The sequence below is a fragment of the Pseudofrankia coriaricola genome (assembly GCF_032027725.1).
GTDB lineage: Bacteria > Actinomycetota > Actinomycetes > Frankiales > Frankiaceae > Pseudofrankia.
The window spans coordinates 1-24,052 of sequence record NZ_JASNFO010000049.1; the positions used below are offsets into that span (position 1 = coordinate 1).

Annotated in this window: 18 protein-coding genes and 1 pseudogene; 9 read left to right on the forward strand and 10 right to left on the reverse strand. The window is 70.3% G+C overall.

Features of this window, described 5'->3' with window-relative positions; translation table 11 throughout:
- Positions 1-765, reverse strand: a 765-nt coding sequence (locus QOZ89_RS25570) for a DUF222 domain-containing protein (protein WP_312625787.1), incomplete at its 3' end; no start/stop codon positions are given.
- Between the two features lie 1,498 nt (positions 766-2,263).
- On the opposite strand from QOZ89_RS25570, the gene QOZ89_RS25575 reads away from it, so the two are divergent.
- Positions 2,264-3,445, forward strand: a complete 1,182-nt coding sequence (locus tag QOZ89_RS25575; RefSeq protein WP_071054131.1) for a sulfotransferase family protein — start codon at positions 2,264-2,266, stop codon at positions 3,443-3,445.
- Positions 3,446-3,699: 254 nt separating this feature from the next.
- On the opposite strand, the gene QOZ89_RS25580 is transcribed toward QOZ89_RS25575, so the two are convergent.
- From QOZ89_RS25580 to QOZ89_RS25590, 3 genes are all read right to left on the reverse strand, one after another.
- Complete coding sequence (locus QOZ89_RS25580) at positions 3,700-4,461, reverse strand: SDR family NAD(P)-dependent oxidoreductase (protein WP_071054133.1); 762 nt, start codon at positions 4,459-4,461, stop codon at positions 3,700-3,702.
- Between the two features lie 213 nt (positions 4,462-4,674).
- Complete coding sequence (locus QOZ89_RS25585; protein WP_071054135.1) at positions 4,675-5,193, reverse strand: acetone carboxylase subunit gamma; 519 nt, start codon at positions 5,191-5,193, stop codon at positions 4,675-4,677.
- 13 nt (positions 5,194-5,206) lie between these two features.
- Positions 5,207-6,700, reverse strand: a complete 1,494-nt coding sequence (locus QOZ89_RS25590; RefSeq protein ID WP_131804232.1) for a hydantoinase B/oxoprolinase family protein — start codon at positions 6,698-6,700, stop codon at positions 5,207-5,209.
- On the opposite strand from QOZ89_RS25590, the gene QOZ89_RS25595 reads away from it, so the two are divergent.
- Positions 6,660-7,526, forward strand: coding sequence for a helix-turn-helix domain-containing protein (locus QOZ89_RS25595; RefSeq protein ID WP_131804233.1), 867 nt, complete (start codon positions 6,660-6,662; stop codon positions 7,524-7,526). The genes QOZ89_RS25590 and QOZ89_RS25595 overlap by 41 nt on opposite strands.
- A 38-nt stretch (positions 7,527-7,564) precedes the next feature.
- Entirely contained in the window at positions 7,565-9,538 is a 1,974-nt protein-coding gene (locus tag QOZ89_RS25600) for an acetoacetate--CoA ligase (protein WP_312625796.1), read from the forward strand.
- Positions 9,539-9,769: 231 nt separating this feature from the next.
- Here the strand turns inward: QOZ89_RS25600 and QOZ89_RS25605 are convergent, their stop codons facing one another.
- The gene (locus QOZ89_RS25605; RefSeq protein ID WP_198543627.1) at positions 9,770-10,531 is read right to left on the reverse strand and encodes an aminoglycoside adenylyltransferase domain-containing protein; all 762 of its coding nucleotides are present in this window, start codon (positions 10,529-10,531) and stop codon (positions 9,770-9,772) included.
- A 518-nt stretch (positions 10,532-11,049) separates the two neighbouring features.
- Positions 11,050-11,664, reverse strand: coding sequence for a hypothetical protein (locus QOZ89_RS25610; protein WP_071054143.1), 615 nt, complete (start codon positions 11,662-11,664; stop codon positions 11,050-11,052).
- A gap of 30 nt (positions 11,665-11,694) precedes the next feature.
- Here QOZ89_RS25610 and QOZ89_RS25615 point away from each other — a divergent pair, with 30 nt between their 5' ends.
- The 5 genes from QOZ89_RS25615 to QOZ89_RS25635 all read left to right on the forward strand — a co-directional run bounded on the left by QOZ89_RS25615 (position 11,695) and on the right by QOZ89_RS25635 (position 18,091).
- On the forward strand, positions 11,695-12,402 hold the full coding sequence (locus QOZ89_RS25615) for a response regulator transcription factor (RefSeq protein WP_071054145.1): 708 nt from the start codon (positions 11,695-11,697) through the stop codon (positions 12,400-12,402).
- Complete coding sequence (locus QOZ89_RS25620; protein WP_071054147.1) at positions 12,399-13,814, forward strand: sensor histidine kinase; 1,416 nt, start codon at positions 12,399-12,401, stop codon at positions 13,812-13,814. Before QOZ89_RS25615 ends, QOZ89_RS25620 begins: the two co-directional genes overlap by 4 nt.
- A 103-nt stretch (positions 13,815-13,917) precedes the next feature.
- Entirely contained in the window at positions 13,918-15,429 is a 1,512-nt protein-coding gene (locus tag QOZ89_RS25625; protein ID WP_071054149.1) for a cellulose binding domain-containing protein, read from the forward strand.
- A 232-nt stretch (positions 15,430-15,661) separates the two neighbouring features.
- Positions 15,662-16,870: a beta-1,3-glucanase family protein gene (locus QOZ89_RS25630; protein WP_071054151.1), complete on the forward strand. Its 1,209-nt coding sequence runs from the start codon at positions 15,662-15,664 to the stop codon at positions 16,868-16,870.
- A 252-nt stretch (positions 16,871-17,122) separates the two neighbouring features.
- Positions 17,123-18,091 carry a thioesterase II family protein gene (locus QOZ89_RS25635; RefSeq protein ID WP_071054154.1) on the forward strand — a complete coding sequence of 323 codons (969 nt, stop codon included), beginning with the start codon at positions 17,123-17,125 and terminating at the stop codon, positions 18,089-18,091.
- 40 nt (positions 18,092-18,131) lie between these two features.
- Here QOZ89_RS25635 and QOZ89_RS25640 read toward each other — a convergent pair whose 3' ends face one another.
- The 3 genes and pseudogenes from QOZ89_RS25640 to QOZ89_RS25650 form a co-directional block, all read right to left on the reverse strand.
- The gene (locus QOZ89_RS25640) at positions 18,132-19,322 is read right to left on the reverse strand and encodes an SGNH/GDSL hydrolase family protein (RefSeq protein WP_071054156.1); all 1,191 of its coding nucleotides are present in this window, start codon (positions 19,320-19,322) and stop codon (positions 18,132-18,134) included.
- Entirely contained in the window at positions 19,319-19,651 is a 333-nt protein-coding gene (locus QOZ89_RS25645; protein WP_071054158.1) for a nuclear transport factor 2 family protein, read from the reverse strand. The genes QOZ89_RS25640 and QOZ89_RS25645 overlap by 4 nt, the downstream gene beginning before the upstream one ends.
- Positions 19,648-21,050: pseudogene (locus QOZ89_RS25650) on the reverse strand (MFS transporter). Before QOZ89_RS25650 ends, QOZ89_RS25645 begins: the two are co-directional and overlap by 4 nt.
- A gap of 80 nt (positions 21,051-21,130) precedes the next feature.
- On the opposite strand from QOZ89_RS25650, the gene QOZ89_RS25660 reads away from it, so the two are divergent.
- Positions 21,131-21,868 (forward strand): TetR/AcrR family transcriptional regulator, encoded by a 738-nt coding sequence (locus tag QOZ89_RS25660; protein WP_241842415.1) that lies wholly within the window; start codon positions 21,131-21,133, stop codon positions 21,866-21,868.
- A 126-nt stretch (positions 21,869-21,994) separates the two neighbouring features.
- Here the strand turns inward: QOZ89_RS25660 and htpG are convergent, their stop codons facing one another.
- Positions 21,995-23,947 (reverse strand): molecular chaperone HtpG, encoded by a 1,953-nt coding sequence (gene htpG / locus QOZ89_RS25665; protein ID WP_071054162.1) that lies wholly within the window; start codon positions 23,945-23,947, stop codon positions 21,995-21,997.
- Between the last annotated feature and the right edge of the window lie 105 nt (positions 23,948-24,052).

A 24,052-nucleotide genomic window follows, 5' to 3' on the forward strand; every position in this document is an offset into this window, starting at 1 on the left:
CACCTGGATCTCGACGGTGACCCGTTCGCGCCGGTTCCCGAGGAGCAGGGCGGTCAGGACGTCGGCGCGTCGGGCGCCGATCGGGCGGCTGTCGCCGTCGCTGTGGGCGTCGGTTCTGGCGATCCGGTCGATCAGGTCGAAGATCGCCCGTGCGTCCTCGGCGGGCAGGGTCGCCGACAGCAGCGCCATGCCGTCCTCGGCCGGCTCGAGGGACACGTCCCGTTTCGCTTTCGCTTCGTCGCGGCGCCGGGCGGCGGCGTCGGGGTCGAGCCGGCTGATCATGCGGTGGATTTTGCGTCGCCACTGGGTGGGTGAGCTCAGCTGGCTGCCGGCGAGCATCTGTGCCTCCACTGTCGCGCGTTGCCCATCGGACAGGACACCGGTCAGCGCGTGCAGCGCGCGTAGCCGGGTCTGGTCCAGCTCGCCGGCCGTCAGGGCGTCGAGGGCGGCCGGGAGGCGGTGGGCGAGGTCCCAGGCCTGGTCGAGCCGGCTGGTCATCGTCCGCGGCGACTGACCCAGCTCGGCCGCCAGCTCGTCACCCAGATACGGCGAGAACGGCTCACCCTCCCCGTCGCCGTCCAGGCACCGGCCGGTGTCCGGGCGTAGCTCCGCCAGCCGCACCTGCGCCCGGATCGCCAGCCCCTCCAACCGCGACGCCAGCCGCACGAGACCTACCACCAGATCGAACGCCTCCGCCTCCCCGCACGCCCCCAGACCCGCCAGCACCTCGTCGAAGACCCCACCCACCGCAGCCAACCGAGCCACCAACCCACCACCCGCCCCAAGCCCATCGACGACAGACCCATCGACGGCCCGCCCGCTGGTGGTCGGCCCTTCGAAGTCAGCGACGCCGACGACGGGCCTGTCACCAGGTGGAACGGACGTCGCCGGGGCAGCGGAGGTGTCGCTGGTGGTCGGCGAGTCGGCGGGACGCCGCGGGTCCGGGATCTTCACCGAATTCGCGGTGCCCTCCGCTGGCCCCGTCCCGGCCCACCGTGCCCGCGTGTCGGCATGTGATGCCGGACGGCGTGGTGTTACACGCAGAGCCGACCGGCCACCCCCAGGACCCGCCAGCCGCGACGCCCGATCCGACCGCGCCGAGCCGGTCGCGACAGCCGCGGCGCCGTCCGCGGTCGAGGAGTTCTGCGACAAGGGCACAGTGCCACCACCCGGACCGTTGCCGCGCATTTCAAACATGCGTTCATCCTAGCCAGGAAAACGGAATATCACAAACCGCCAACCGCGCACCTATAAACAGCCACGAGGCCTTCGCATTCAATCCCGACGCACCTAGAAGTTAAACACCAGGAGGCCCGAAAAGAAGCCTTACCAAGAAGCTGGTACCGATATTCTTCTACGTATATGAAAACCGGCCGGCAGAGCACCGGGAACGCGATGAGGACGGTTACCTCCCACAGACGGCCACGTCCCTTTACACACCGCATCACCGCCCCAGTTCGGACCGCGGCGCCACGGACCTCGCAACCGGCGTCCTGGCCGCGCCCACCCGGGTCACCCCGTGCTCGTGCTGATCAGAGAGAGGCTCGCCGACGACATCGCTGACGGTCCTGAAAGTCAGCGGGCCGTTCCACTACCTGCCCGCCATCACCGGCAAGACCGCCGACCTCGAGCGCACCACACGCGTCCCGACCGTCATCACCACCGCCTCCTCGTCGAGATCAGGGTTCTCCCTCCCGGTGCGGCACCCACCACGGCGCGTAGATGTCGTCACCAGGACCGGCCTCGATCCGCATCTCCTCCGCGCCCTCCAGGGAGACGCAGCTGGGGATGGCCTTCACGACGTCGATCCCGGTCCCGGAGCTGCCATGGTGATGGTTCGCCGGCCTCGTCGCGGCGGCGACGGCGTCTGCCCCAGCCAGAGGTCGACGGGACCGACCGTGCCACCGGAGATCGTCTCGATCTGGCGCATGCCTTCCGGCCGCGCTCACCGCACCGGCCGCGCGGACAGCCCGCCCGGCCTGATCCGGGGCGGCCGCAGCCGAAAGCCATCAGCCGGCGACGGACGAGGGTGTCGGCATGGGACCACCGGACCCGAGGCACCGAGGCACCGAGGCACCGAGGCACCGAGGCACCGAGGCAAGGCGAGCACCGGGCGGGCGTCCCGCGGCCGCGCGACGAGGGCCGCTGGCTGTCGGGTCGTCCGGGCTGGGCCAACCCCCCGCGACCGTCGATGCGACCTTTGTTATCTTTTGCCTCATAGGCCCCTTGCCATGTGGGTCGTCCCACGGCGAGAGGTTGAGGCGTGCACGCAGACGAGCTACTCGCGGCGGCCGTGGACAGCACCGGGCTGTCCGACTTCGGCGACGACGAGGTCTTCGGCGGGGACGGGTGGCGGGACGGGCTTGCCCGACTGCTCGACGACCTTCCGGGGGCACGGTTCAACGAGCTGGGGCATGTGGCCCTCGGGCTCGAGATGGGCGCCTACCTCAGCCGCCGGCTGCGGATCGTGGACTACCACCGCACCAACCCGCAGATCCGGGATCTCGACATCGTCCCGCCGGTGATCATCGTGGGACAGGCCCGCACCGGCACCACGCTGCTGCACGACGCCCTCGCCCAGGACCGGGCCCATCGGGCGCCGATGACCTGGGAGGTCGAGCAGCCGGTACCGCCGCCGCGGACCGAGACCTTTGAGACCGACCCGCGCATCGCCGAGGCCGACGAGCTCTACGCCGCCACCGATGCGCTCATCCCGGGCTTCCGCAAGATCCACCAGCTTGGTGGACGGCTCGCGCAGGAATGCGGCCGGATCATGGGTACCGCGTTCATCAGTACGATCTTCCCTTACCAGTACCACGTGCCCAACTACATGCACTGGTGGCTGCACGACGCTGTCAGGGACGGCCACATCGCGGGCGCGTACGTCTGGCACCGGCGTTTTCTCGAGGTGCTGCAGAGCGAGCACCGTGGGGAGCGCTGGCTGATCAAGTGGCCGTCGCACATCTGGACGCTGCCGCAGTTGATGGCGGAGTACCCGAATGCCCTGCTCGTGCAGACCCACCGCGACGTGGCGAGGCTGGTCGCCTCGAACACCAGCCTGTCCGCCGCGCTGCGCGGCCTTCACTCCGACCAGGTCGACCGGGAGGAGACCGCGGCGCTGTTCGCCGAGCTGCTCCTCGACGGGGTCGAACGCTCCGTGGACGCCCGGCTCGACGGGACCGTCCCGGCCGACCAGGTCATCGACATCCAGTTCACCGACCTCATGGCCGACCCGATGGCGACAGTACGGGCAATCTACGACCGCTTCGGCCTCGAGCTGAGCCCCCAGAGCGAGACCCGGATGGCGGACTTCGTACGGGGCAACAAACGGGGCACGAGCGGGCACAGCTACGACTTCGCCGACACCGGGCTGGACCTCGCCGAGGTCCGGGCCCACACGGCCCGGTACACCAAGTACTTCAACGTCCCTGAGGAGGACGTGTAGCCGCCTCACCCCGGGGACACTCTTCTTCGTGCATGATCGTCGGAGGCTTGGCTTCCGCGATCGGGCCGAGGCCCGCGGCCACCAGGAGATCATCAAGAGTCCACACCACCCGCGATGATCAACTGGTGGCCACCCTGCGTCCCGAACCACCACGCCCGCATGCCGACCTGGCCAGCCCGCCGCAACAGCCAAAACCAACTGACCACAAATCCACGGCTGCTAGGTACCCGGGGGATGGAAGGCAGTGGCTGACGTTAGCGGGCAGTGTAGCCGCCGTCGATGACCAACTCGCTGCCGGTGACCCACTTGGCCTGGTCAGAGGCCAGGTAGACCGCTCCCCATGCCACGTCGTCGGGGTCGCCGGTGCCGTTGAGCGGATGGGCAGCGTTCAGAGCGATCCGGGCGTCGTCGAGTGGAAGTCCGCTGTCGGTGGCGTAGCGGATAACCATGTCGGTGAAAATGAAACCGGGGTGGATGGAGTTGACCCGGATGTTGTCCGGTGCGTAGGTGAGCGCGTCGTTCTTGCTCATCAGCCGCACGGCGCCTTTGGAGGCGTGATACGGCGGAATGTCTCCGCCGCCGACGAGGCCGTAGATAGAGGAGATGTTGATGATGCTCCCGGCGCTCGAGCGTTTCAGGTGCGGGATGGCGTGCTTTGTACACAGAAAGACTGCAGTGGCGTTGACGGCCATGACGCGTTCCCAGTCGGCTAACTCAAGTTCGTGGGTGGGTTTGTTCCTTCCTTCGATGCCGGCGTTGTTGACGAGGACATCCAGCCGGTTGTGCCGGTCGGCGATCGCAGCGAGGGTGGCGGCGACCTGGCTCTCGTCGGTCACGTCGCAGGCGAACGAGGTATTCGCACCGCCGAGTTTGCCCGCTGCGGCGTACGCTGCGGCATCGTCGAGGTCGAGGATCGCGATCGTGGCGCCCTCGTCCGCCATTCGGGTGGCGATCGCGAGCCCGATGTTGTTGGCGCCGCCGGTCACGACAGCGACCTTGCCTTCGAGTCGTCCCATGATTGCTCCTTTGGTGGTGTGTTCCGGGCTGCCGTGCCGGCCGGTGTCGGTGAGTCGGGCAGGCACGACTCGCTTTCATAGCGCGACGGGCAGTTCCCGGCTCGGTAGTGGCGTCCGCCAACGCACCAGTGCCCGACAGATTCGATGCGTCGCCAGGGCGGAACGCGCGGCAGAGGGGCGGCGGGCCGTAGCCGACCGTCCCTCGACCGGGCGTCAGAGGGTAACGGGCAGTTCCTTACCGAGCCAGTCTCGGTAGAACGTGCCGAGGTCGGGGGTGAAGTCGACCTCGACAGGGAATCCCGGGGGGACGCAGTCGGTGTCGAGCAGGGTTCCGCTGACGGGACAGAGGAATTCGCGGATCTCGACCAGGCCTGGATCGATGGTCATGTCGTTCTCGGGGTAGATCTCGAGCAGGTCTTCCCGTGTGCGGCGCACGATCATGCGGCACTGCATTTTCCAGTTGCCGTCCCATGGCCCGAGTTCGGCGCCGGCGATCGTCTTGACGATGGCGCTGCCGTTCTTGGCGACGATGAACAGGTTTTCCCCGAGTGGAAGCAGGATCTGCTCGTCCCAGGTTACGAGGCTCTGCCACGCGGCGATGGTCTCCTCGAAGCGGGTCTCGGACTTCGGTGCCCGCATTAGTCCGAGCAGTTCCTCCCAGCTCAGCTTGTTACGTATCAGGGCGTTGACGACTTCGGCGGAGCCGGTCGAGCCCTGTGCGGTGTGGGTCATGGTCGTTCGCCCTTCAGGAGGTGGTCGGCTTGGGGCGGCTGGACGAGTTGGGGAAGTAGAAGTCGGTTGGTGCGGGCGCGGTGAAGGTCGGCTCGCCGGTGTCGGCGTAGGGGAACTCGGCGATCTGCCAGAAGGCCTTGTACTGGTTTACGATCGAGTCCGAGAGCTTCGCCGAACGCGCGTACATGTGCGCGACCAGATCGGACACGTCACCGGTCCTGGCGCGCTCGCGCTCGGACTCCCACCATTCCCCCGCGGTTACCGACTTCGCCAGCCGTGCCGCGCGGCGTTCGTCTCTGCTGGCCGTGGTCGCCTCGGCCGATCCGCCGTAGCCGTAGGCGGCCTTCGCTCCGTCGACGGTCATCAGGCCCTTGACCAGATCCGCCTCGATCGCGCGGGTGTCGCGGGCGAGCGGGTCGCCGTACCCGACCCCGCCGTAGTAGATGATGCCGAACAGGTCGCCCTCACTCAGGTTGGGTGACCACTGGTTAAGCGGGCCGCAGTACCACTCGCGGGCGGTGAGCCGTCCGTCTTTGAGCATCTCCTCGGCCTCGTCGACCGAGGACGGCAACTTCTCCCCGGCCGCGATGAGGTCCTTGACGTTGGTGTCGGCGACCCACAGGCACTTCCACCCCGCGGGCGGGTAGCCGCCGAACAGGCCCTTGTGGAACACCCCGCCATTCATCGCGCCCGACGCGGAGAGGGTCACGTTGACCAGTTCGGAGCCACGCACGGTCCACAGTGACTGCCAGGCGGCACCGCCGCGGAACCGGCCGTAGCCGTGGTGGTCGGGCACGAAACTGCGTCCGAGGTAGACGTTCGGACCGACCATCTCCCAGGTCTCGGCGTCGCCCTGGATCCCTTCGGAGTTCCAGATCGGGCTGCCACAGTCCATCCCATCAGCGACACCGCGAGCGCCAAAGCTCTCGCCGGCCATCTCGAAGTTCTGGTAGCCGGTCGGACCGCCGAACTGGTCGAAGCCGGCCACCCCCACCATGCACGTCGGTGTGGACATGATGATCTCCTCGGGGAACCCCCGCGCGTACCAGCTGATCCCCATCAGCCGCCAGATGTTGGCGAAGATCGGAATGAGGGTCCACCACGCCAGCGAGGTCGCTACGCCCTTGTAGGTGGCGTTCACGATGGTGCCTTCGGGCAGGTACTGCTTCACTCCGAGGTAGGCGCCGTCGTTGACGCGTCCGTCGTAGGCCAGCAGCTGGGTGAGCGTGATCCAGAAGCCGCCGTTCATCGGGCCGGGCGCGCAGTTGAACGGATGGAAGCTCCAGCCGGTGGAGCCCTCGTAGTCGAGTTCCAGCTTTCCCTCGCCGGTGACGGTCATCTCTTGGCGGACGAGGTCGATGAAGTCGTTCTTGGCCAGCGGATGCACGTAGGGAACGTGGGTGCGCATGTGCACGGGCATGGTCAGGCCGCGGTAGGTGCCGGGCACCATCGTGGCGCGGACCCGCTTGAGGAAGCTGAGTCGGCCCTGGGTTCCCGGCACGCTCACCGTGCAGAGCCCGGAGGCTGGCTGGGACGGGATCTCGGTCCGCGGCTACAAATACGCCGGATCGGACGTGCCCGTCCCGCCGATGCGGGACTACATGATCGTCGCCTACCGGCGCGGCGCTACCGCGATGCACCGCCGCTTCGACTCACGTTGGTCCTACGAGGACCTCGCGCCCGGCGACGTGTCGCTCCTGACGCGGGCGTCCGAATCGCACTGGCGCTGGCCCGAACCCATCGAGGTCGTGCACCTGTACCTGACTCAACAGGCAGTGTCGTCGGTGTGCGGTCAGGTCTTCGACCGCGATATCGGCGACGTGGAGCTCCGCGACTTGCTCAAGGCGAACGACCCCGCCATCCACCGGACCGCGATGCTCATCGCCGCCGAGGCCGCCGCCGGCGGCCTCGGCAGCCGCTTGCTGGTGGAATCACTGTCCGCGCAGCTCATCGTGCACCTCATCCGCCGCCACGCCGACGTCACCTTCCGCGGGCGGCCCACAGACGGAGGCCTGACGTGTCTCCAGCTCCGCGCAGTGCGGGACTACGTTGCCGCGCACATCGGTGAGAGCATGTCCCTGGCCCAGCTGGCGGCCTGCGCGGCGCTGAGCCCCTACCATTTCGCCCGCCAGTTCCGCGTCGCTCGTGGGTGCAGCCCGCACGAGTTCGTCCTCCAGCAGCGGGTCGAGCACGCCCAGCGCCTGCTCAGCCGTTCCCGGATGCCGATCCGCGACATCGCACTGGACTGCGGCTTCTGTGACCAGTCCCACATGACCCGGGTCTTCAAACGCCACCTCGGCGTCACCCCACGGCAATACCGACTCGCCGCGTAAACCAGACCCTCGGTTTCCGCCCCACCCAGGAGTCCCGCATGCCCGATAATATCCAGGCGGTGTGGACACCCACTCCGCAGACCATCGAACGGGCGCGCATCACCCAATTCACGACCTGGCTCAGCCGCGAGCGCGGCGTCGATGTCGGCGAGGATTACCACCGGTTGTGGGTCTGGTCGGTGGAGCATACGGAGCCTTTCTGGGCCGCGGTGTGGGAATACTTCGACGTCGAGAGAGCCCCAGCCCCAACACCGGTCCTCACCGATGACCAGATGCCCGGTGTTCGATGGTTTCCCGACGCGCGGCTGAACTACGTCAACCAGATCCTGCGCCACGCCCGAGCGGACAGGCCGGCGCTGATCGACCACAGCGAGCCAGGCGGGATCGGCGTCCGCGAGTACAGCTGGGCGGAGTTGCTGCGCCAGGTCGCCGCCGTCGCGGCCACATTGCGCGGGATGGGTGTCCAGCCGGGAGATCGGGTCGTCGGCTATCTACCCCACGTGGCCGAGACTGTGATCGCCTTCCTGGCCACCGCCAGCATCGGTGCGATCTGGTCGGTCTGCGGACAGGACTATGCCGCGGCAGCCGCGGCTGCCCGGCTCGGGCAACTCGATCCCGTCGTGCTCGTCACCACGGACGGCTACCGCTACGGCGGCAAGGATCACGACCGCCGCGCGGAGGTCGACGTGCTCCGCGGCAGCATGCCCACCTTGCGTCACACGATTGTCATTCCCCGCCTCGGCCTAGACCACGGCCCGTCGGAGCAGGTCGCGAGCTGGGCGACCGCCAGCGCCGGGAACCACCCTTTGATTCCGACACCGGTGCCGTTCGACCAGCCGCTGTGGGTATTGTTCTCATCCGGCACCACAGGCCGACCTAAAGGCATCGTCCACGGCCACGGCGGCGTGCTGCTCGAGCACCTGAAATCCGCCGCGCTGCATCTGGATCTCGGCCCCGAGGACATCTACTTCTGGTATACCTCGCCCAGCTGGATGATGTGGAACTTCCAGGTTGCCGGCCTGCTCGTCGGGTCCACCATCGTCTGCTACGACGGCAATCCCACCTACCCAGGCCCGGACGCATTGTGGGAATTGGCCGCGCGCCACCGCGTGACGGTGCTGGGCACCAGCCCGGCACACTTGCAGTCCTGCCAGAAGGCCGGCGTCCACCCGGCCGCCGAATACGACCTGACCCGACTGCGCCTGCTCGGCGCCACCGGATCAACCGTGCCCGCCACCGACTACCAGTGGGTACATGAGCAGGTCGGATCCGACGTCCAGCTCGCCTCGACAACCGGGGGGACGGATGTCGTGACCGGCTTTGCCGGCGGCGCTCGAACCATGCCGGTCTGGCCGGCGCAGATATCCGCCCCGTGCCTCGGCGTCGCCCTCGACGCCTGGGACGAGAAGGGCAGGTCCGTCCGTGATGAAGTAGGAGAGCTCGTCGTCACGCGCCCCATGCCCTCTATGCCGCTGTCCTTCTGGGACGACGCCGACGGTTCGCGGTATCACGGCGCGTACTTCGACGTCTATCCCGGCGTGTGGCGCCACGGCGACTGGATCACCGTCACCTCCCGCGGCACCATCATTGTCCACGGCCGCTCCGACTCCACCCTCAACCGCAACGGAGTACGGATGGGCAGCGCCGATATCCACCACGCCGTCGAACAACTCCCCGAAATCATCGAGGCCCTCGTCATCGGCGCCGAACAACCCGACGGCACGTATTGGATGCCCCTGTTCGTGGAACTCGCCGACGGCGGACAACTCGATCAGGAGCTCACCGCCCGAATCCGCGCGGCGATCCGCGACAACGTCTCCCCCCGACACCTCCCAGACGAGATCATCCACGCTCCAGGCGTCCCCCACACCCGGACCGGAAAGAAACTCGAAATCCCCATCAAAAGACTGCTACAAGGCGCCACCATCGATTCCGTCGCCGACCCCGCGACCATTGACCGCCCAGAACTCCTCGACTGGTACATCAGCCGCCGCCGACCGGGCATCGGCTAGGAGCCCAGCTCGACGACACCACCATCATAGCCATGCGAAATACAGGATATAGATATCGGCTCACCATCCGACTGAGATTGCGGACCTTCGCCCACGACGGAAGGTCCGCAGGGGTCTTGATGAGCGGGCCGTGCCAATACTTGACGATCGGCCCGACGCCGCGACCGGTCCCGCGGCCCGGCTCGTCGTCGCTCTCGCCGGAATTCACGCCGCCCGCAACAAGGAGTTGCGTCAGCGGGGCCAGTTGGTCGTCTCGATCGCGGCGTTGACCGCGGCACGCGTTCGGGTGACGAGATCATCGGCGGCGGCGGGGGTGACGGTGCCGTAGCCGCGGCGGCTCGAGAGTGCCGCGGCTACCACGGTGAGATCCGGATGACGACTGGCGACCCAGCGCGCTCCCTGCCGCTTTGAGCCCCAGATCTCAGTCTCGGCATACCGCCAGCCACGGCACGCGTTGAGGACGCGGTTAGGCGTCGCCGGCTCGCTGGTGTCGTGCCACGAGAGGGAGTCGAGGATCGCGCACAGCTGCCAGGCCCGGGGGACCTCCGTCAGCAGGTCCGCGGGCGGCGGGCCGTGCAGGGCCTGGCCAAGGTCGCGGCCGATCGCCAGGTCGAGCAGGAACCAGTGGCTCGGCTCGGTGGCGGGATCGGTCGAGACGTGGCGAGCGATGTCCGAGCCCGTGTTGAGGTTGAGCTGGAAACGAGGGTGGCGGGCCGGCCGCGAGACGTTCTGGATGTCGTAGCACACGAACTCGAGACGGCGGGCCGGGCACGGGAACACCGCATGGTCGAGCCCCTCGACGAGCCGGGTCAGCTCGACTGGTTCGAGGGCGCCATCGATGACCACCTGAACGTCGAGATCGCTGGGTCCCGGGTCGTAGTCGCCATAGGAACCCGAACCGAACAGGTAGACGGCCACCAGCCGCTCGGCGAACAGCCCCCGGAGTAACTCGACAACGCGGCGCAGATACTGAGTCTCCCGTTCAGGCAGCACGGTGGCCCCACCCATCATGTCGTCGGCCCGTGGATCCGGTCACCGACCGTCGGACAACCGAGCAAGCTCTCCTGTTAACCGTGCCACTTAACCGTGCCACGGACGTCGCGTCGACGACGGCCATACGTCGAGTCAGCTCCGCGAGCGCAGCCAACTGTCCGGATCGACCGGAAAGGCGACAACTGTCGGCCGCCCGACCTGTCGGCCCGACAAGCGGGGCGAGAAATGACTACCTGGTGGATCGAGGCTGAAGGACGCCGGCGGCATAGGCGCCGGGGATGATCTGCTTGCGCGGGCCGCTCATGCCGGATACCTCGAATCGCGGGTCGACGGAGTCACGTCGCGGGTCGGCGGGGTCACTGTCACGGGTTCAGCGAGCGGCCGCGTAGCCGTTGGCGGGCCGGGAAAGACCGAGCAGCCCGCGCAGCGTGCCCGCCTCGTACGCCGTGCGGGAGGCGCCGCGGACGCCTGGTGGGCCGCCGAGGACGGTCCCGCCCAGCGTGGTCTGCGACCCTCGCTCAGGTGGTCTGCACCGTCGGGGGATGCCCGTTCCAGGTGACGAAGCAGGAGGACGTGGCCGCGCCGTCACGGCTGAAGTCCACGCGCAGCCAGCCTTCGGCCTCCCAGGCCTGGACCCGCCAGTCCGGCTCCGGGGTCGCGGACACCAGCCGCGCCGAGGTCTCGGTCATCTCCAGCACGACCCGGCCGCCGGTCAGCTGGTAGCTCCGGACGGCGGCGCCGCCAGAGGTCGCCGGGGCCGACGCGGGCGGCCGCGAGACCTGCCCGCCCGCGGGTCCCGCCGGGCGGCCGGCGGCGGTCGCCCCGACTGCTCCAGCCCCGGTCCCTGGCGTGTCCCCCGCCGGCTCGGACGTCGCGGATCTCGCCGCGGCGTCGCCGGGCGAGGCGGTCGCCGACGCGCCGGGCGTGGGCGCGGCGGCGCCCGGAATCGCGGAAGCGGAAGGGGAGACAAACGGCCCGACCGGGACGGCCCGCGGTATGCCCGCGGCCGTGTCCAGGGGGAGCACCCGCTGGACGCCGAACCAGGACACCAGTACGGCCAGCCCGGTGCCGATGGTCCACAGGGCGAGGCGGCGCAGCGTCCTGGCCACCTGGGCATGGTACAGGGCGGACATATCGGTCGGCGGGCTCTACGGTACGGCGGTATGGCGACAGTGCTCGTGGTCGAGGACGATCCGTCGGTGCGGGCGGCGCTGGTCCGTCACCTCACGGCCGCCGGGCACGCGGTGCGCAGCGCCGGCGCGGCCCTGGACGCGATGCGCGAGGTCACGCAGGTCGGCTGCGACCTGGTCGTGCTCGACCTGGGGCTGCCCGACCTCGACGGCGCCGCCGCGCTGCGCATGCTGCGCGGCATCACGGACGTGCCGGTGGTGGTCGCCACCGCGCGCGACGACGACGCCAGCATCGTGCGGCTGCTCAACAGCGGCGCCGACGACTACCTCGTCAAGCCGTTCACGCCGCAGCATCTCAACGCCCGGGTCGCCGCGGTGCTGCGCCGGACGAGCCCGGCCGGACGGGACGCCGCGGGCCGGGCGACCGAGGCGAGCCCACCGTTGCGGGTCGCCGAGCTGCTCGTCGACATCCGTCGCCGGACGGCGACGCTGGCCGGCGCGCCGCTCGACCTCACCCGCCGCGAGTTCGACCTGCTGGCCTACCTCGCCGCCCGCCCCGGGGTCGTGGTGACGCGCGACGAGCTGCTCTCGGCGGTGTGGCACCAGGCGTACGGCGGTGGCCAGACCATCGACGTGCACCTGTCGTGGCTGCGGCGCAAGCTCGGCGAGACCGCCGCCAGCCCGCGCTACCTGCACACCGTGCGCGGGGTGGGCGTGAAGCTCGAGGCGCCCGCGTCATGAGGCGGGAGCTGATCCGCGTCTCGATCGCGGTCACGTCGATGGTGGCGCTGGCCTTCCTCATCCCGCTCGGGCTGATCGTGGCCCAGACCGCGCGCGACCGCGCCTTCGTCCGGGCGGAACGGACGGCGGCCGAGCTCGGCCCGGCCCTGGCGATCACCACCGACCCGTTCGCCCTCGACCGGGCGCTGGCCACCACCCGCGACGGCGCCGACGGCCTGGCCGCCGTCCACCTGCCGGCCGCGAACGGGGCCCTGACCACGATCGGCCCGTCGCGGGTGACGCCGGACCAGCTGGCCGGTGCCGCGACGAGCGGCCAGTCCGCGGTGGTCGACGCACCGGGCGGCTCGGTCCTGCTGCGTCCCGTGGCCGTCAGCGACGCGCGGATCGCGGTGGTCGAGGTGTTCGTGCCCGCCTCGTCGATGAGCCAGGGAGTGCGCACGGCCTGGCTGGTGCTCGGCGGGCTCGCGGTGGTCCTGGTGGCGATCTCGGTGCTGGTCGCCGACCGCCTGGCCAGCCGCACCGTGCGCGCGACCCGAGGGCTCGCCGCCACCGCCCGCCGGCTCGGCTCGGGCGACCTCGACGCCCGGGTGCCCACCTCGGGCACCGGGGTGCCGCCGGAGCTACGCGACGCGGCCGTCGCGTTCAACACCATGGCCGACCGGGTCCGCCAGCTGGTCGCCGCCGAGCGCGAGCTGGCGGCCGACCTGTCGCACCGGCTCCGGACCCCGCTGACCGTGCTGCGGCTCAACACCGCCGCGCTGGCCGACGCCGCGCTGGCCGACGCCGGGCCGGCCGACCAGGTCCAGCAGGCCGTCGAGCGGCTGGAGCGCGAGGTGGACCACATCATCCGCGCGGCGCGCGACCGTGGCGCCGGCGGGCCGGCCGCGGCGAGCTGCGACGCGACCGAGGTGGTCCGCGACCGGGTCGGCTTCTGGTCGGTGCTCGCCGAGGACCAGGGCCGCCCCTGGTGGCTGGCCGGAGCCGAGGACGAGGACGGCGATGGCGGCGGCGCGCCGGTGCCCGTCGCCCGGGCCGAGCTGGTCGCCGCCCTTGACGCGCTGCTGGGCAACGTCTTCCAGCACACCGGCGAGGGCGTCGGGTTCGCGGTCACGCTGCGGGCCGCCCCCGGCGCCGTCACCATCACGGTCGCGGACGCGGGTCCCGGCATCGCCGACCCGGCCGAGGCGATGCGGCGCGGCGCCGGTGCCGGCGGCGCCGGCTCCACCGGGCTGGGCCTGGACATCGCCAGGCGGGTGGCCACGTCGACCGGCGGCGAGCTGACGGTCGGGCGGTCCGCGCTGGGCGGCGCGGAGATCCGGCTGCGCCTGCGTACCACCGCCGGCCCCGGCGCGGGGCGGACGCGGCGGCAGGCACGGCGAAGGCGGCGCTGGTATCGGGCCGCCTTTCCCTAAGCCAGTCCTAAGAGACCTTCTCGGCTGCCTCAGGCCGAGCGGCGCCGGCCATCACGCTGGCTAGCGTCCGCCGCGGGGGTTCCCCAAGGAGGTCATTAACACGATGTCGTCGAAGCAGGGCCGGCACCGCCGACGCCGCCGGCAGATCATCTCCGGCACGGCGGTCGCGCTCGCGGCCGTGGCCGGGCTCGTCCTGGCACTCACCATTCCCGGCACCGCCTCGGCGTCGGTCTTCGGGGCGGCGTACACACGGACGGCGGCCTGGGAGACCGGCTACTCCGCCCAGTACAGGGTGACGAACACGTCCGGGTCGGTCCGTGGGTTCACCCTCGAGTTCGACCTGCCCGCCGGCGCGCGGCTCACCTCGCTGTGGAATGCCGAGCACCGGGTCGACGGCCAGCACGTGACCGTCACCCCGCCGTCGTGGCAGCGCGAGCTCGCCCCCGACGCGGCGGTCGACGTGGGCTTCGTGGTGAGCACGCCGGGCGGGGTCGTCGACCCGACCCAGTGCCGGATCGACGGCAGCCCGTGCGTGCCCGCCGGCGATCCGGCGGAGCCGACCTCGGCGCCACCGGTCACCACGTCCGCCCCGCCGTCCTCGTCGTCGCCGACGGCGTCCGCTCCGGCCGCATCCCCGTCGGCTCCGGCGACGACCACCGCGCCACCCGCCACCACCGCGCCCGGCGGCGGGGCCGGTCACTTCGCCCCCTACATCGACACCTCGCTGTACCCGCCGTTCGACCTGGTCTCGGCCGCGCAGGCCACCGGGGTCAAGACGTACACGCTCGCGTTCGTGCTGGCGGGCGGTGGCGGCTGCACCCCCAGGTGGGGTGGCGTGTCCGAGCTGAACCAGGACGGTGTGCCCGGCCAGATCGGCCGGCTGCGCGAGCTGGGCGGTGACGCGCGGGTCTCGTTCGGCGGCGCGAACGGCACCGAGCTCGCACACGCCTGCGGCAGCCCGGCCGCGCTGGCCGCCGCCTACGGCCAGGTGATCAGCGCCTACGGGCTGAGCCAGGTGGACTTCGACATCGAGGGCTCGTCGCTGTCCGACACGGCGGCCAATGACCGGCGCGCCCAGGCCATCGCCCAGCTCCAGCGGGACGCGGCGTCCCAGGGCCGGCGCCTCGACGTGTCGTTCACGCTGCCGGTGCTCCCCTCCGGGCTCACCCAGACGGGCGTGGCGCTGCTGGAGAACGCGCGGCAGCGCGGGGTCACGGTCGACGCGGTCAACGTCATGGCGATGGACTTCGGCGACGGCGTGGCGCCGAACCCCGACGGCCGCATGGGCGGCTACGCCATCGACTCGGTCACCGCCACGCAGGCCCAGGTGAAGGGCGTGTTCGGGCTGTCGGACACCGAGGCCTGGTCGCGGCTCGCGGTCACCCCGATGATCGGCGTCAACGACGTGCGCACCGAGGTGTTCCGGCAGTCCGACGCCCGCCAGGTCGCCGCGTTCGCCGCGCAGCACGGCCTCGCCTGGTGGTCCATGTGGTCGCTGACCCGCGACCAGCCGTGCCCCGGCGGCCCGGCCGACTTCGCCCAGGCGACCTGCAGCAGCCTCGACCAGCAGCCGCTGGAGTTCACCCGGATCTTCGCCGCCGGCGCCACCGGCTGAGCAGGCCCCGGCCGCGGCCACGCTGCCGCCGCGGCCGGCGTCGACGGTGGCCTCCTCCGTCCCCCTCCCGGGGCGCCGTCGACACCACCGGCGGCGTCGGCACCACTCGTGTCGACGCCGCCGGTGCCGGTGTTGCTGCCGGTGCCGGTGCAGTCAACGTCAACGTCGGTGGCGCCGGCGCGGCCGACGCCACCCGATCCTCACCATCAAGTCATCCCTGAGGAGACCCGTGATGCTGAACCGACGCGCCCTGCTGGTCGGTGGCGCCGCCGCGCTGGCCGGCGCCGGCATGGGCGGCGCCGTCGCGGCCACCCGCGCCGGCGGCGCGGGCCAGGCCACGCTGCTCGCCGCCAGCCAGGTGGCGGTCGACATCCCGGCCCATACCCCTGGCACGCCGCTGCCGCTGGTCATCGTCAACCACACCTACCGGTACGCCAACCGCGAGATCTGGTTCTACATCGTCGGCACCGACCTGGGCACCGGCCGGCAGGTCTACGGCCGAGCGGACGGAAGCGTCGCCGAGGTCGCGCTGGGAGCGGACAGCGGTGGCATCGCGATCCCACTGGTGGCCGACGGCGACACCGTGGCCGCCGTCCCCACCGGGATGTCCGGGCGGATCTATGTCTCGATCGGCGCGAGGCTCGACTTCCGGATCGTCGCCGACGGGGCGGGCAGGCCGGCGTTGCAGTACCCGGCCGGCTGGGTGCGGGACGCGCCCGGATACGCGGTGCTGCACGACTTCGTCGAGTTCACGCACAACGCGGCCGGCATGTTCTGCAACACCACCATGGTCGACATGTTCAGCGTCCCGCTCCTGCTGCGGCTGCACGGCGACGGTGACCAGACCACCGGCCAGGTCGTGCCCGGCGGCCGTGACGCGATCTTCGCCGCGCTCCGCGCGAACCCGGCGTTCGCCCCGCTGGTGACCGGTGACGTCCGGGTGATCGCCCCGGGGCATGGCATCGACGCCGGGCTGTTCCCGGCCACGTACTACGACCCCTACATCGACGCGGTGTGGAACCGCTACGCCTCGGGAGGGCTCACCGTCGACGCCGCCGGGCGGCGCGTCACCGGCCGGGTGGCCGGCGGCGCGCTGGCCTTCGACGGCGGGGTGGCCCCGTTCGCCCGGCCAAGCACCCGCGACGTCTTCTTCTGCGACGGCGCTCTCGGGGCACCCAACGACGGGGTCACCGGGCCGGTCGCGGCCGTGCTCGGGGCCGGGTTCAACCGCTCGACACTGCTGACCAGCGCCGAGCAGCCCGCCAGTGACCCGGGTGCGTATTACCAGGACGCCGTCACCAACCACTACGCACGAGTCCTGCACGAGCACACCGACAGCCACCGCGCCTACGGCTTCGCCTTCGACGACGTCGCCGGCCAGGCCTCCTACGTCGAGGACCACGCGCCGTCGCAGCTCACCCTCGTACTGACCCCGTTCTGACCCGTTCTGACCCGGGGCCGCGGCCCGCGGCCCCGGGCGCGGGTTTGACGCGACTGGCCGGCGCTGTCCGCGCCGCCCGCCCATGGCGGCCCTCACCGCCACGAGTAACGGTCAGCGCCACGGGCTTGTGACCTACGACCCCCTCCATTAGGTTAGGCAAACCTAATGCAGAGGGACCATAGTGGAGGACGCGGTGCAGCAGATGACGGGCGTTGCCAGCGGTGGCGCCGCCCCACGTCACCCGGCTGGCGCATGACCGCCCCGCGTTCCTCGGTCTGGCTGCGGTGCCGCGGGCGGCGTCCTGACGCCCGGTACCGGGTCGTCGTCTTTCCGCACGCCGGCGGTACCGCCAACGCGTACTGGACCTGGGCAGCGGAGTTCCCCGCCGACTGCGAGGTGTGGATGACGCAGTACCCCGGCAGGGAGAACCGGAGCGCCGAGCCGCTGGTGGACGCCATGGATCCGCTGGTGGACGGCATCGCCGCCGCCATCGCCGACCAGGCCCAGACGTGGGACACCGAGGCTCCCGCGGTCAGGCCTCACTCTGCCGGGACTCCCGACCGTGCCGGGACTTCCGATCCCGCCAGGACCGGAGTGCCGCTGGTGCTGTTCGGCCACAGCATGGGCGCGTCCGTCGCCCACGAGACGGCCCGCCGCCTGCGGGAACGCCGGCCGGGCCTCGTCCGGCTGCTGGTCGTCTCCGCGCGCGCCGCGCCGTCGGTCGCGAGCCCGGGCCAGGAACACCTGCTGTCCCGCGAGCGGTTCCTCGAGGTGCTCCGCGGCCAGGGCGGCACCGACGAGTCGATCCTCGAGCACGAGGACCTGCTGGACTACCTGCTGCCCATCATCCGCAACGACTACCGGCTGATCGAGACCTACCGGCCGCCGTCGGACGACCGGCTGCCGGTGGACATCCTCGCGTTCGCCGGCGCGGACGACCCGACGGTCCGGGTGGCGGACGTCCTGGCCTGGGCCGACGTGACAACGGCCTCCTTCGACGGAATGATCTTCCCCGGAGGGCATTTCTACCTCCGCGAGAACCCGGCCCCGGTCATCACCGAACTCGTACGACACCTGCGACTCGTCGATCAGCGGGAACCGTCGCGTGAGGCACGGTCGACTCCTGAGCCGACCTGGGAAAGCAGCCGGCCATCCGGCGACAGCGTCGATGAGATGGTGGTCGGTTGCCGCGCTAGAGGGCCAAAGGGTGTGCGAAAATGATCTTCCTTCGCACACCCGGCGGCCGTTGTCCCCAGGATCACTATAGGAGGGTGAGGTCGATGGCGTCGGCCATTGCCTGGTAGCCGGCGTCGTTGGGGTGCAGATGGTCGCCGGAGTCGTGGGTTGGGTCGAGCGCGTCGCCCATTGCCAGGGCCAGGTCGATGACCGTGTCGTACTCCCCCGACCCGTGGATCCAGGCGTTGACCGTGGTGCGCTTGGCCTCGCTGCTCGGGGTGGAGAACGCCGAGCCGCGTATGGGCAGCAGCGTCACCCCGACCGTGCGCAGGCCCGTGGCTCGAGCCCGCCGGGCCATGTCCCGGTGTCCGGCTATGACCTCCTCCGCCGAGACCTCGGTAAATGGCGCGAGGACTGGGAAAGGCGAGTCCAGCGCCACCTCGCTGATCCCGATGTCGTTGATTCCGGCGAAGATCATCACTGTGTTCACCCCCGGCTGGGTCAGCACGTCGCGGTGGAACCGGGTGGTGGCCCGGTCGCCCAGCCAGGGCGAGTCGACCATGACGCGGTTGCCTCCGATCCCCTGGTTCAGCACCGCCCGCGGCATGCCCGCGGCCACCAGCCTCCGCGAGAGCTGGTCGGGGAAGCGGTGGTTGGTGTCCTGGGTGCTGCCGGTTCCGTCGGTGAGCGAGTCGCCGAACACCACAATGCCGTCGTCGTGGTTGCCGTCGTCGTGGATGCCGTCGTGTTGGGCTCCGGCCACGTCGACCCCGACCAGGTAGTACCAGGACTGGGAGGTCTCAGTGAACGCCGTGTCGTCCGGGTCCGCGCGGTGGTCGCCCGTCGCCCGGTAGGCCGTCGCCAGCGCCTGGGCGTGGTAGGTCGCGGGCCCGGAAGGCTCGGCCAGGTACGCCGTGACGGTCACCGAGTCCAGCGCATCGGCAGGAAAGGCGACCCCATCGGTGGCCAGGTCGGAGCCGGCCGGGACGGTAAATGTCGCATTGCCGCCCACGGTCAGCTCCCGCAGGGTGTTGGGCTTCACCGCGGCACCACCCACAGTGACTGCCACAGTAAGGCCCGTGACGCGCAGGGGAAGGGTCCCGTAGCGATTGGACAGCCGTATTCTCAGCGTCTCGCCGCCGATGCTGAGCCGGACAACCTGGCGGATGGTCTGGTCGGCGAAGCCTTCCTCGGACCAGTTAGGGGCGAAGCCGGCCCCGGGCCGCTGCGGCGAGGTGGTCCAGGCGGCCGTCCAGCGGTGCTTCTGGCCGCTCATGCGAAGAATCCAACGACGGTGCGGATCCGGTTCTCGGCGAACTCCACAAGGTCGTAGCCGGTGGCCACGGTGCCTAGCCGCCAGGTGAACAGCGCGCGGTCGTGGTGGGCGCCGAGCACCACGTCGAGGGTGAACCGCAGGTCGCCGAACCTTTCCTGCGCCTGGCCGATCGCCTCCGACAGTGCGTCGTGGCCTCGCAGGCCGGCGTAGTCGGGGTCGGTGTAGACCGAGTCCTCCGTCAGGACAGATGTCATGAGCGTCTCCCGGGCCGCGCTGTCCCGCTCGTTCCAGACGTCGAGGTACTTGAGGATCAGGTCAGTGGTGCTCACGCGCTGGTTCCTTCCAGAACGGGGGTCCGCGGTGTTTCGGCGGCGGGCTGGGATGGCTTGAGCGCGAGGGCGATCAGGCCGCCGACGACGGTGGCGGCGGCGGCCGTCCATCCGGCGGCGTGCAGGCCGTGGAGCGGGTGGGGCGAGCCGGTGACGATCGCGACGAAGACCGCGAGGCCCAGCGCGCCGCCGACCTCCTTGGCGGTGCTGGCCAGCCCCGACGCGACGCCCTGCTCATGGGGCGCGACGCCGGATCCGGCGGACGCGAACAGCGTGACAAAGGCGACGCCGCCGAACAGGCCCCACACCACGCTGCCGGGCAGCAGGGTCCAGAAACCGCCCTCGGCGGAGGTGCCCGCGACCATGACAGCGATGCCCACGCCGGTTCCGACCGTCGACACCGCGAGCGTCGCGCGGATTCCCCAGCGGTTGAGCAGCGGCGGGGTGACCTTGATGGCGGCGACCATGCAGGCGAGCGTGAGCGGCAGGAACGTGAGTCCTGCCCGCAGCGAGCTGTAGCCGAGGACGGGTTGCAGGTAGGTGGTGAGGATGTAGAAGCCGCCGCCGAGCGTGCCCTGGAAGACGGCAATAACGATCATGGTGGTGGCGAGGTTCCGGCCCCGCGCCAGCCGCAGGGGTATCAGCGGATCGCGGGCGCGGGCCTCCACAATCAGCAGCAGCACGAGCATGACCACCCCGGCGGCCAACGCACCTGTGCCGCGCACCGAGGCCCATCCGGCCTCCGGGCCGGACGCCAGGCCGAACACGAGTAGTGCCGCACCCGCCGTGGCCAGCACAGCCCCCAGCGCATCGAACCCACCGGCGGTGCGGCTCGGGTCGGCGGGCAGCAGCCGGGACCCGGCAAGGACGCAGCCGAACGCCAACGGCACGTTGACGAAGAACACCCATTCCCAGCCCAGGTAGTTGGTCAGCACCCCGCCCAGCAGCGACCCGGCGGCCAGCCCCGCGCTGCCGGCCATACCCCAGGCGCCCAGCGCCCGGTTGCGCGCGGGCCCCTCCGCGAACCCCCGGTAGATGAGCGTGAGCGTCGCCGGAGTCAGCAGAGCCCCACCCGCCCCCTGAACCGCGCGGGCGGCGACGAGTGCCTCGGGACCAGGAGCCAGGCCACCCGCCAGCGACGCGACGCCGACAGCGCCAGCCCGGTCATGAACATCCGGCGCGGCCCCAGCCGGTCCACGGCCCGCCCGCCGAACAGCAGCAGGCCGCCAAGCCCGACGGCGTACGCGCTGACCACCCACTGGACGGACCGCGGGCTGAAGTCCAGCGCGTCCCCGATGTCGGGCAGCGCCACGTACACGATGTTGTAGTCAAGCGCCACGATCAGCTGGGTCACGGCCAGCAGCGCGAGGCGAAGTCGTTCTCGCTCCATGATCCTCATTCTCTACACGCAGAAGATTTACTACACGGTGTTCAGCATCGATGCGCCGTACAGTAACGGAACGCTGTAGAGTGTCAAGGGTGACCGACCACACCCCGAGCCGCCGCGACCGGCTGCGCGCGGAGACCAGCGCCGAGATCAAGGCGATCGCGCTCAAGCTCATGGCGGACGGCGGCCCCGACGCCATCTCGCTGCGCGCCATCGCCCGCGAGATGGGCATGACGGCCGGCGCGATCTACAGCTACTTCGCCACCCGCGACGACCTGATCACCGCGCTGATCGGCGACGTCTACACGTCCGCGATCCAGACCCTCGAGTCCGCCAGGGACGCCATGCCGGAAAGCGATCCGGGCGGCCGGATCATGGCCTGGGCGCAGGCCATACGCGCGTGGGCCCTCGCGAATCCCGAAGGCTTCCGGCTCATCTACGGCGACCCGGTGCCCGGTTACCACGCACCCGACGACGGCCCCGCCAAGGACGCCGAGCTGCGCGCCTGCACCGGACTCATCGGTCTCGTGGCCGGCGCCTGGCCGGCGGCCCACGCGCTTCAGCCGAACGACCGGCAGTACATCTGGACCGATTTCGACCCGGGTCTAGCCGCCCACGTCCAGACGGACTTCCCGGATCTTCCGCCGGCCGCAGTGGCACTGGCCCTGCGCGTGTGGGGCCGCATGCACGGCCTCATGGCCCTCGAGATCTACGGCCACCTGCGCACACTCATGCACGATCCGGCGACCGTCTACCGCGACGAGATGCGCGACCTCATCGCGTCCCTCGGCCTCATGCCCCCGGCCCCCTCCCAGACCCCGTTTCACTGACGGCCGACAGACATCCCATGGGCTCGGATGTCCAGCCACAGCTGGTGACGGCGCATAGGCGCAATACCTACCCAGCCACCTCGTCAGCCCGGTCCCAGCCACACCACCGCCATAAGCGGAACCGTGTCAGAGTGCGCTGGCCAGGCGGTCGGCGAGGAGGCGGGTGAAGCGAGCCGGGTCGCGAAGTTCTCCGCCCTCGGCGAGCAGCGCCAGACCGTACAGCAGGTCCGCCGTCTCGGCGAGAACGTCGGAGTCCGCGTCCTGTTCGTGTGCCTTGCGCAGCCCGACGACCAGCGGATGGGTGGGGTTGAGCTCCAGGATGCGCCGGGGGTGCGGCACGTTCTGCCCCATGGCGCGGTACATCTTCTCCAGGGCCGGGGTCATGTCGAACGTGTCGCCCACGAGGCAGGCCGGCGACGTGGTGAGGCGGGTGGACAGGCGGACCTCCTTCACGTCGTCCTGAAGCCTGCCCGCCAGCCAGGGCAGCAGGGCGGCGAACTCCTTGCGCCGCTGTTCCCGCTCAAGCTCGCCGCTCTTCTTCTCCTCGTCGGTGTCGAGGTCGACCTGGCCCTTGGCGATCGATTTCAGTGGCCTGCCGTCGAACTGCGCCACCCGCTCGACCCAGACCTCGTCGACCGGGTCGGTCAGGATCAGGACCTCGTAGCCCCTAGCCTGGAAGGCCTCCATGTGCGGCGAGTTCTCGACCATCGCCCGGGAGTCGCCGGTCAGGTAGTAGATCTCGTTCTGGCCGTCCTTCATCCGATCGACGTACTCGCGCAGGGTGGTCGCCTGCTCGGCGTCGCGCGTCGAGTCCACCGAGACGATGTCGAGGATCGCCTCCTGGTTGTCGACGTCGTCGACGAGACCCTCCTTGACGGCGGCGCCGAACTCCTTCCAGAAGGTGCGATACCGCTCGGTGTCGTTCTCCTGAAGGGCCCTGACCGAGGCCAGCGTCTTCTTGACCAGCCGGCGGCGCACCAGCTGGATCCGGCGGTCCCGCTGAAGGATCTCCCGGGAGATGTTGAGCGACAGGTCATGCGCGTCGACGACGCCCCTGACGAAGCGCAGGTAGTTCGGCAGCAGCTCCGCGCAGTCGTCCATGATGAACACGCGCTTCACATACAGCTGGACGCCCCGCCTGGCGTCCCGGGTGAACAGGTCGAACGGTGCGCGGGACGGGATGAACAACAGTGCCTCGTACTCGAAGGTCCCCTCGCCCTTCATGTGGATGACCTCGAGCGGGTCCGTCCAGTCGTGGCTGAGGTGACGGTAGAACTCGTCGTACTCGGCCTTGTCGACCTCGCTCTGTGACCGGGCCCACAGCGCCTTCATCGAGTTGAGCGGCTTGTCGTCGGCCTTCTCGCCGCTCTCGCCGGCCTCGGCCGTCTCGTCGCCTTCCGCGCTCCTGCCGTTCTCGCCGGGCTCCGAGACCAGCCGGATGGGCCACGCGATGAAGTCGGAGTACCGCTTGACGATCTCCCGGATCTTGCCCTCGTCCGTGTAGTCGAAGAGGTGGTCCTCGCTGTCCTCGGGCTTCAGGTGGACGGTGACCGCGGTGCCCCGGGGCGCGTCGTCCACCGCCTCTATGACGTAGGTGCCCTCGCCGTCGGACTCCCACCGGATGCCGCCGCTCTCGCCAGCCCGCCCGGTGAGCAGGGTGACCCTGTCGGCGACCATGAAGGTGGAGTAGAAGCCGACGCCGAACTGCCCGATGAGATCGGACGACGCCCGGGCGTCCTTGGACTCCCTCAGCTTGCGCAGCAGCTCGGCCGTCCCGGACTTGGCAATGGTGCCGATGAGCCCGATGACCTCGTCGCGAGACATCCCGATGCCGTTGTCGCGCACGGTCAGCGTGCGCTTCTCCCTGTCGGCCTCGATCTCGATGCGCAGATCGGCGGCGTCGACCCGCGGGCCGTCGTCGACCAACGACGCGATACGCAGCTTGTCCAGGGCGTCGGACGCGTTGGAGATCAGCTCCCGCAGGAAGATGTCCTTGTTCGAATAGATCGAATGGATCATCAGCTGCAGAAGCTGACGCGCCTCGGCCTGAAACTCCAGTGTCTCGACCCGGCTGCTCACGGGGGCTCCTCCATGCACACGAGCAGTCTGCACAACGGTTGTCGGACCGGTCCGGCGGGCGGCGGGCAGCGTCGCGACATCCGCACTCGCCGCCGTCACTGTCAG

Coding starts and splice junctions, on each gene's coding strand:
- QOZ89_RS25585 (WP_071054135.1), bottom strand. CDS start 5,193: ATGACCCACACCGCACAGGGCTCGACCGGCTCCGCCGAAGTCGTCAAC.
- QOZ89_RS25630 (WP_071054151.1), top strand. CDS start 15,662: ATGCTGAACCGACGCGCCCTGCTGGTCGGTGGCGCCGCCGCGCTGGCC.
- QOZ89_RS25615 (WP_071054145.1), top strand. CDS start 11,695: ATGGCGACAGTGCTCGTGGTCGAGGACGATCCGTCGGTGCGGGCGGCG.
- QOZ89_RS25635 (WP_071054154.1), top strand. CDS start 17,123: ATGACCGCCCCGCGTTCCTCGGTCTGGCTGCGGTGCCGCGGGCGGCGT.
- QOZ89_RS25620 (WP_071054147.1), top strand. CDS start 12,399: ATGAGGCGGGAGCTGATCCGCGTCTCGATCGCGGTCACGTCGATGGTG.
- QOZ89_RS25580 (WP_071054133.1), bottom strand. CDS start 4,461: ATGGGACGACTCGAAGGCAAGGTCGCTGTCGTGACCGGCGGCGCCAAC.
- QOZ89_RS25625 (WP_071054149.1), top strand. CDS start 13,918: ATGTCGTCGAAGCAGGGCCGGCACCGCCGACGCCGCCGGCAGATCATC.
- QOZ89_RS25640 (WP_071054156.1), bottom strand. CDS start 19,322: ATGAGCGGCCAGAAGCACCGCTGGACGGCCGCCTGGACCACCTCGCCG.
- QOZ89_RS25610 (WP_071054143.1), bottom strand. CDS start 11,664: ATGTCCGCCCTGTACCATGCCCAGGTGGCCAGGACGCTGCGCCGCCTC.
- QOZ89_RS25600 (WP_312625796.1), top strand. CDS start 7,565: ATGCCCGATAATATCCAGGCGGTGTGGACACCCACTCCGCAGACCATC.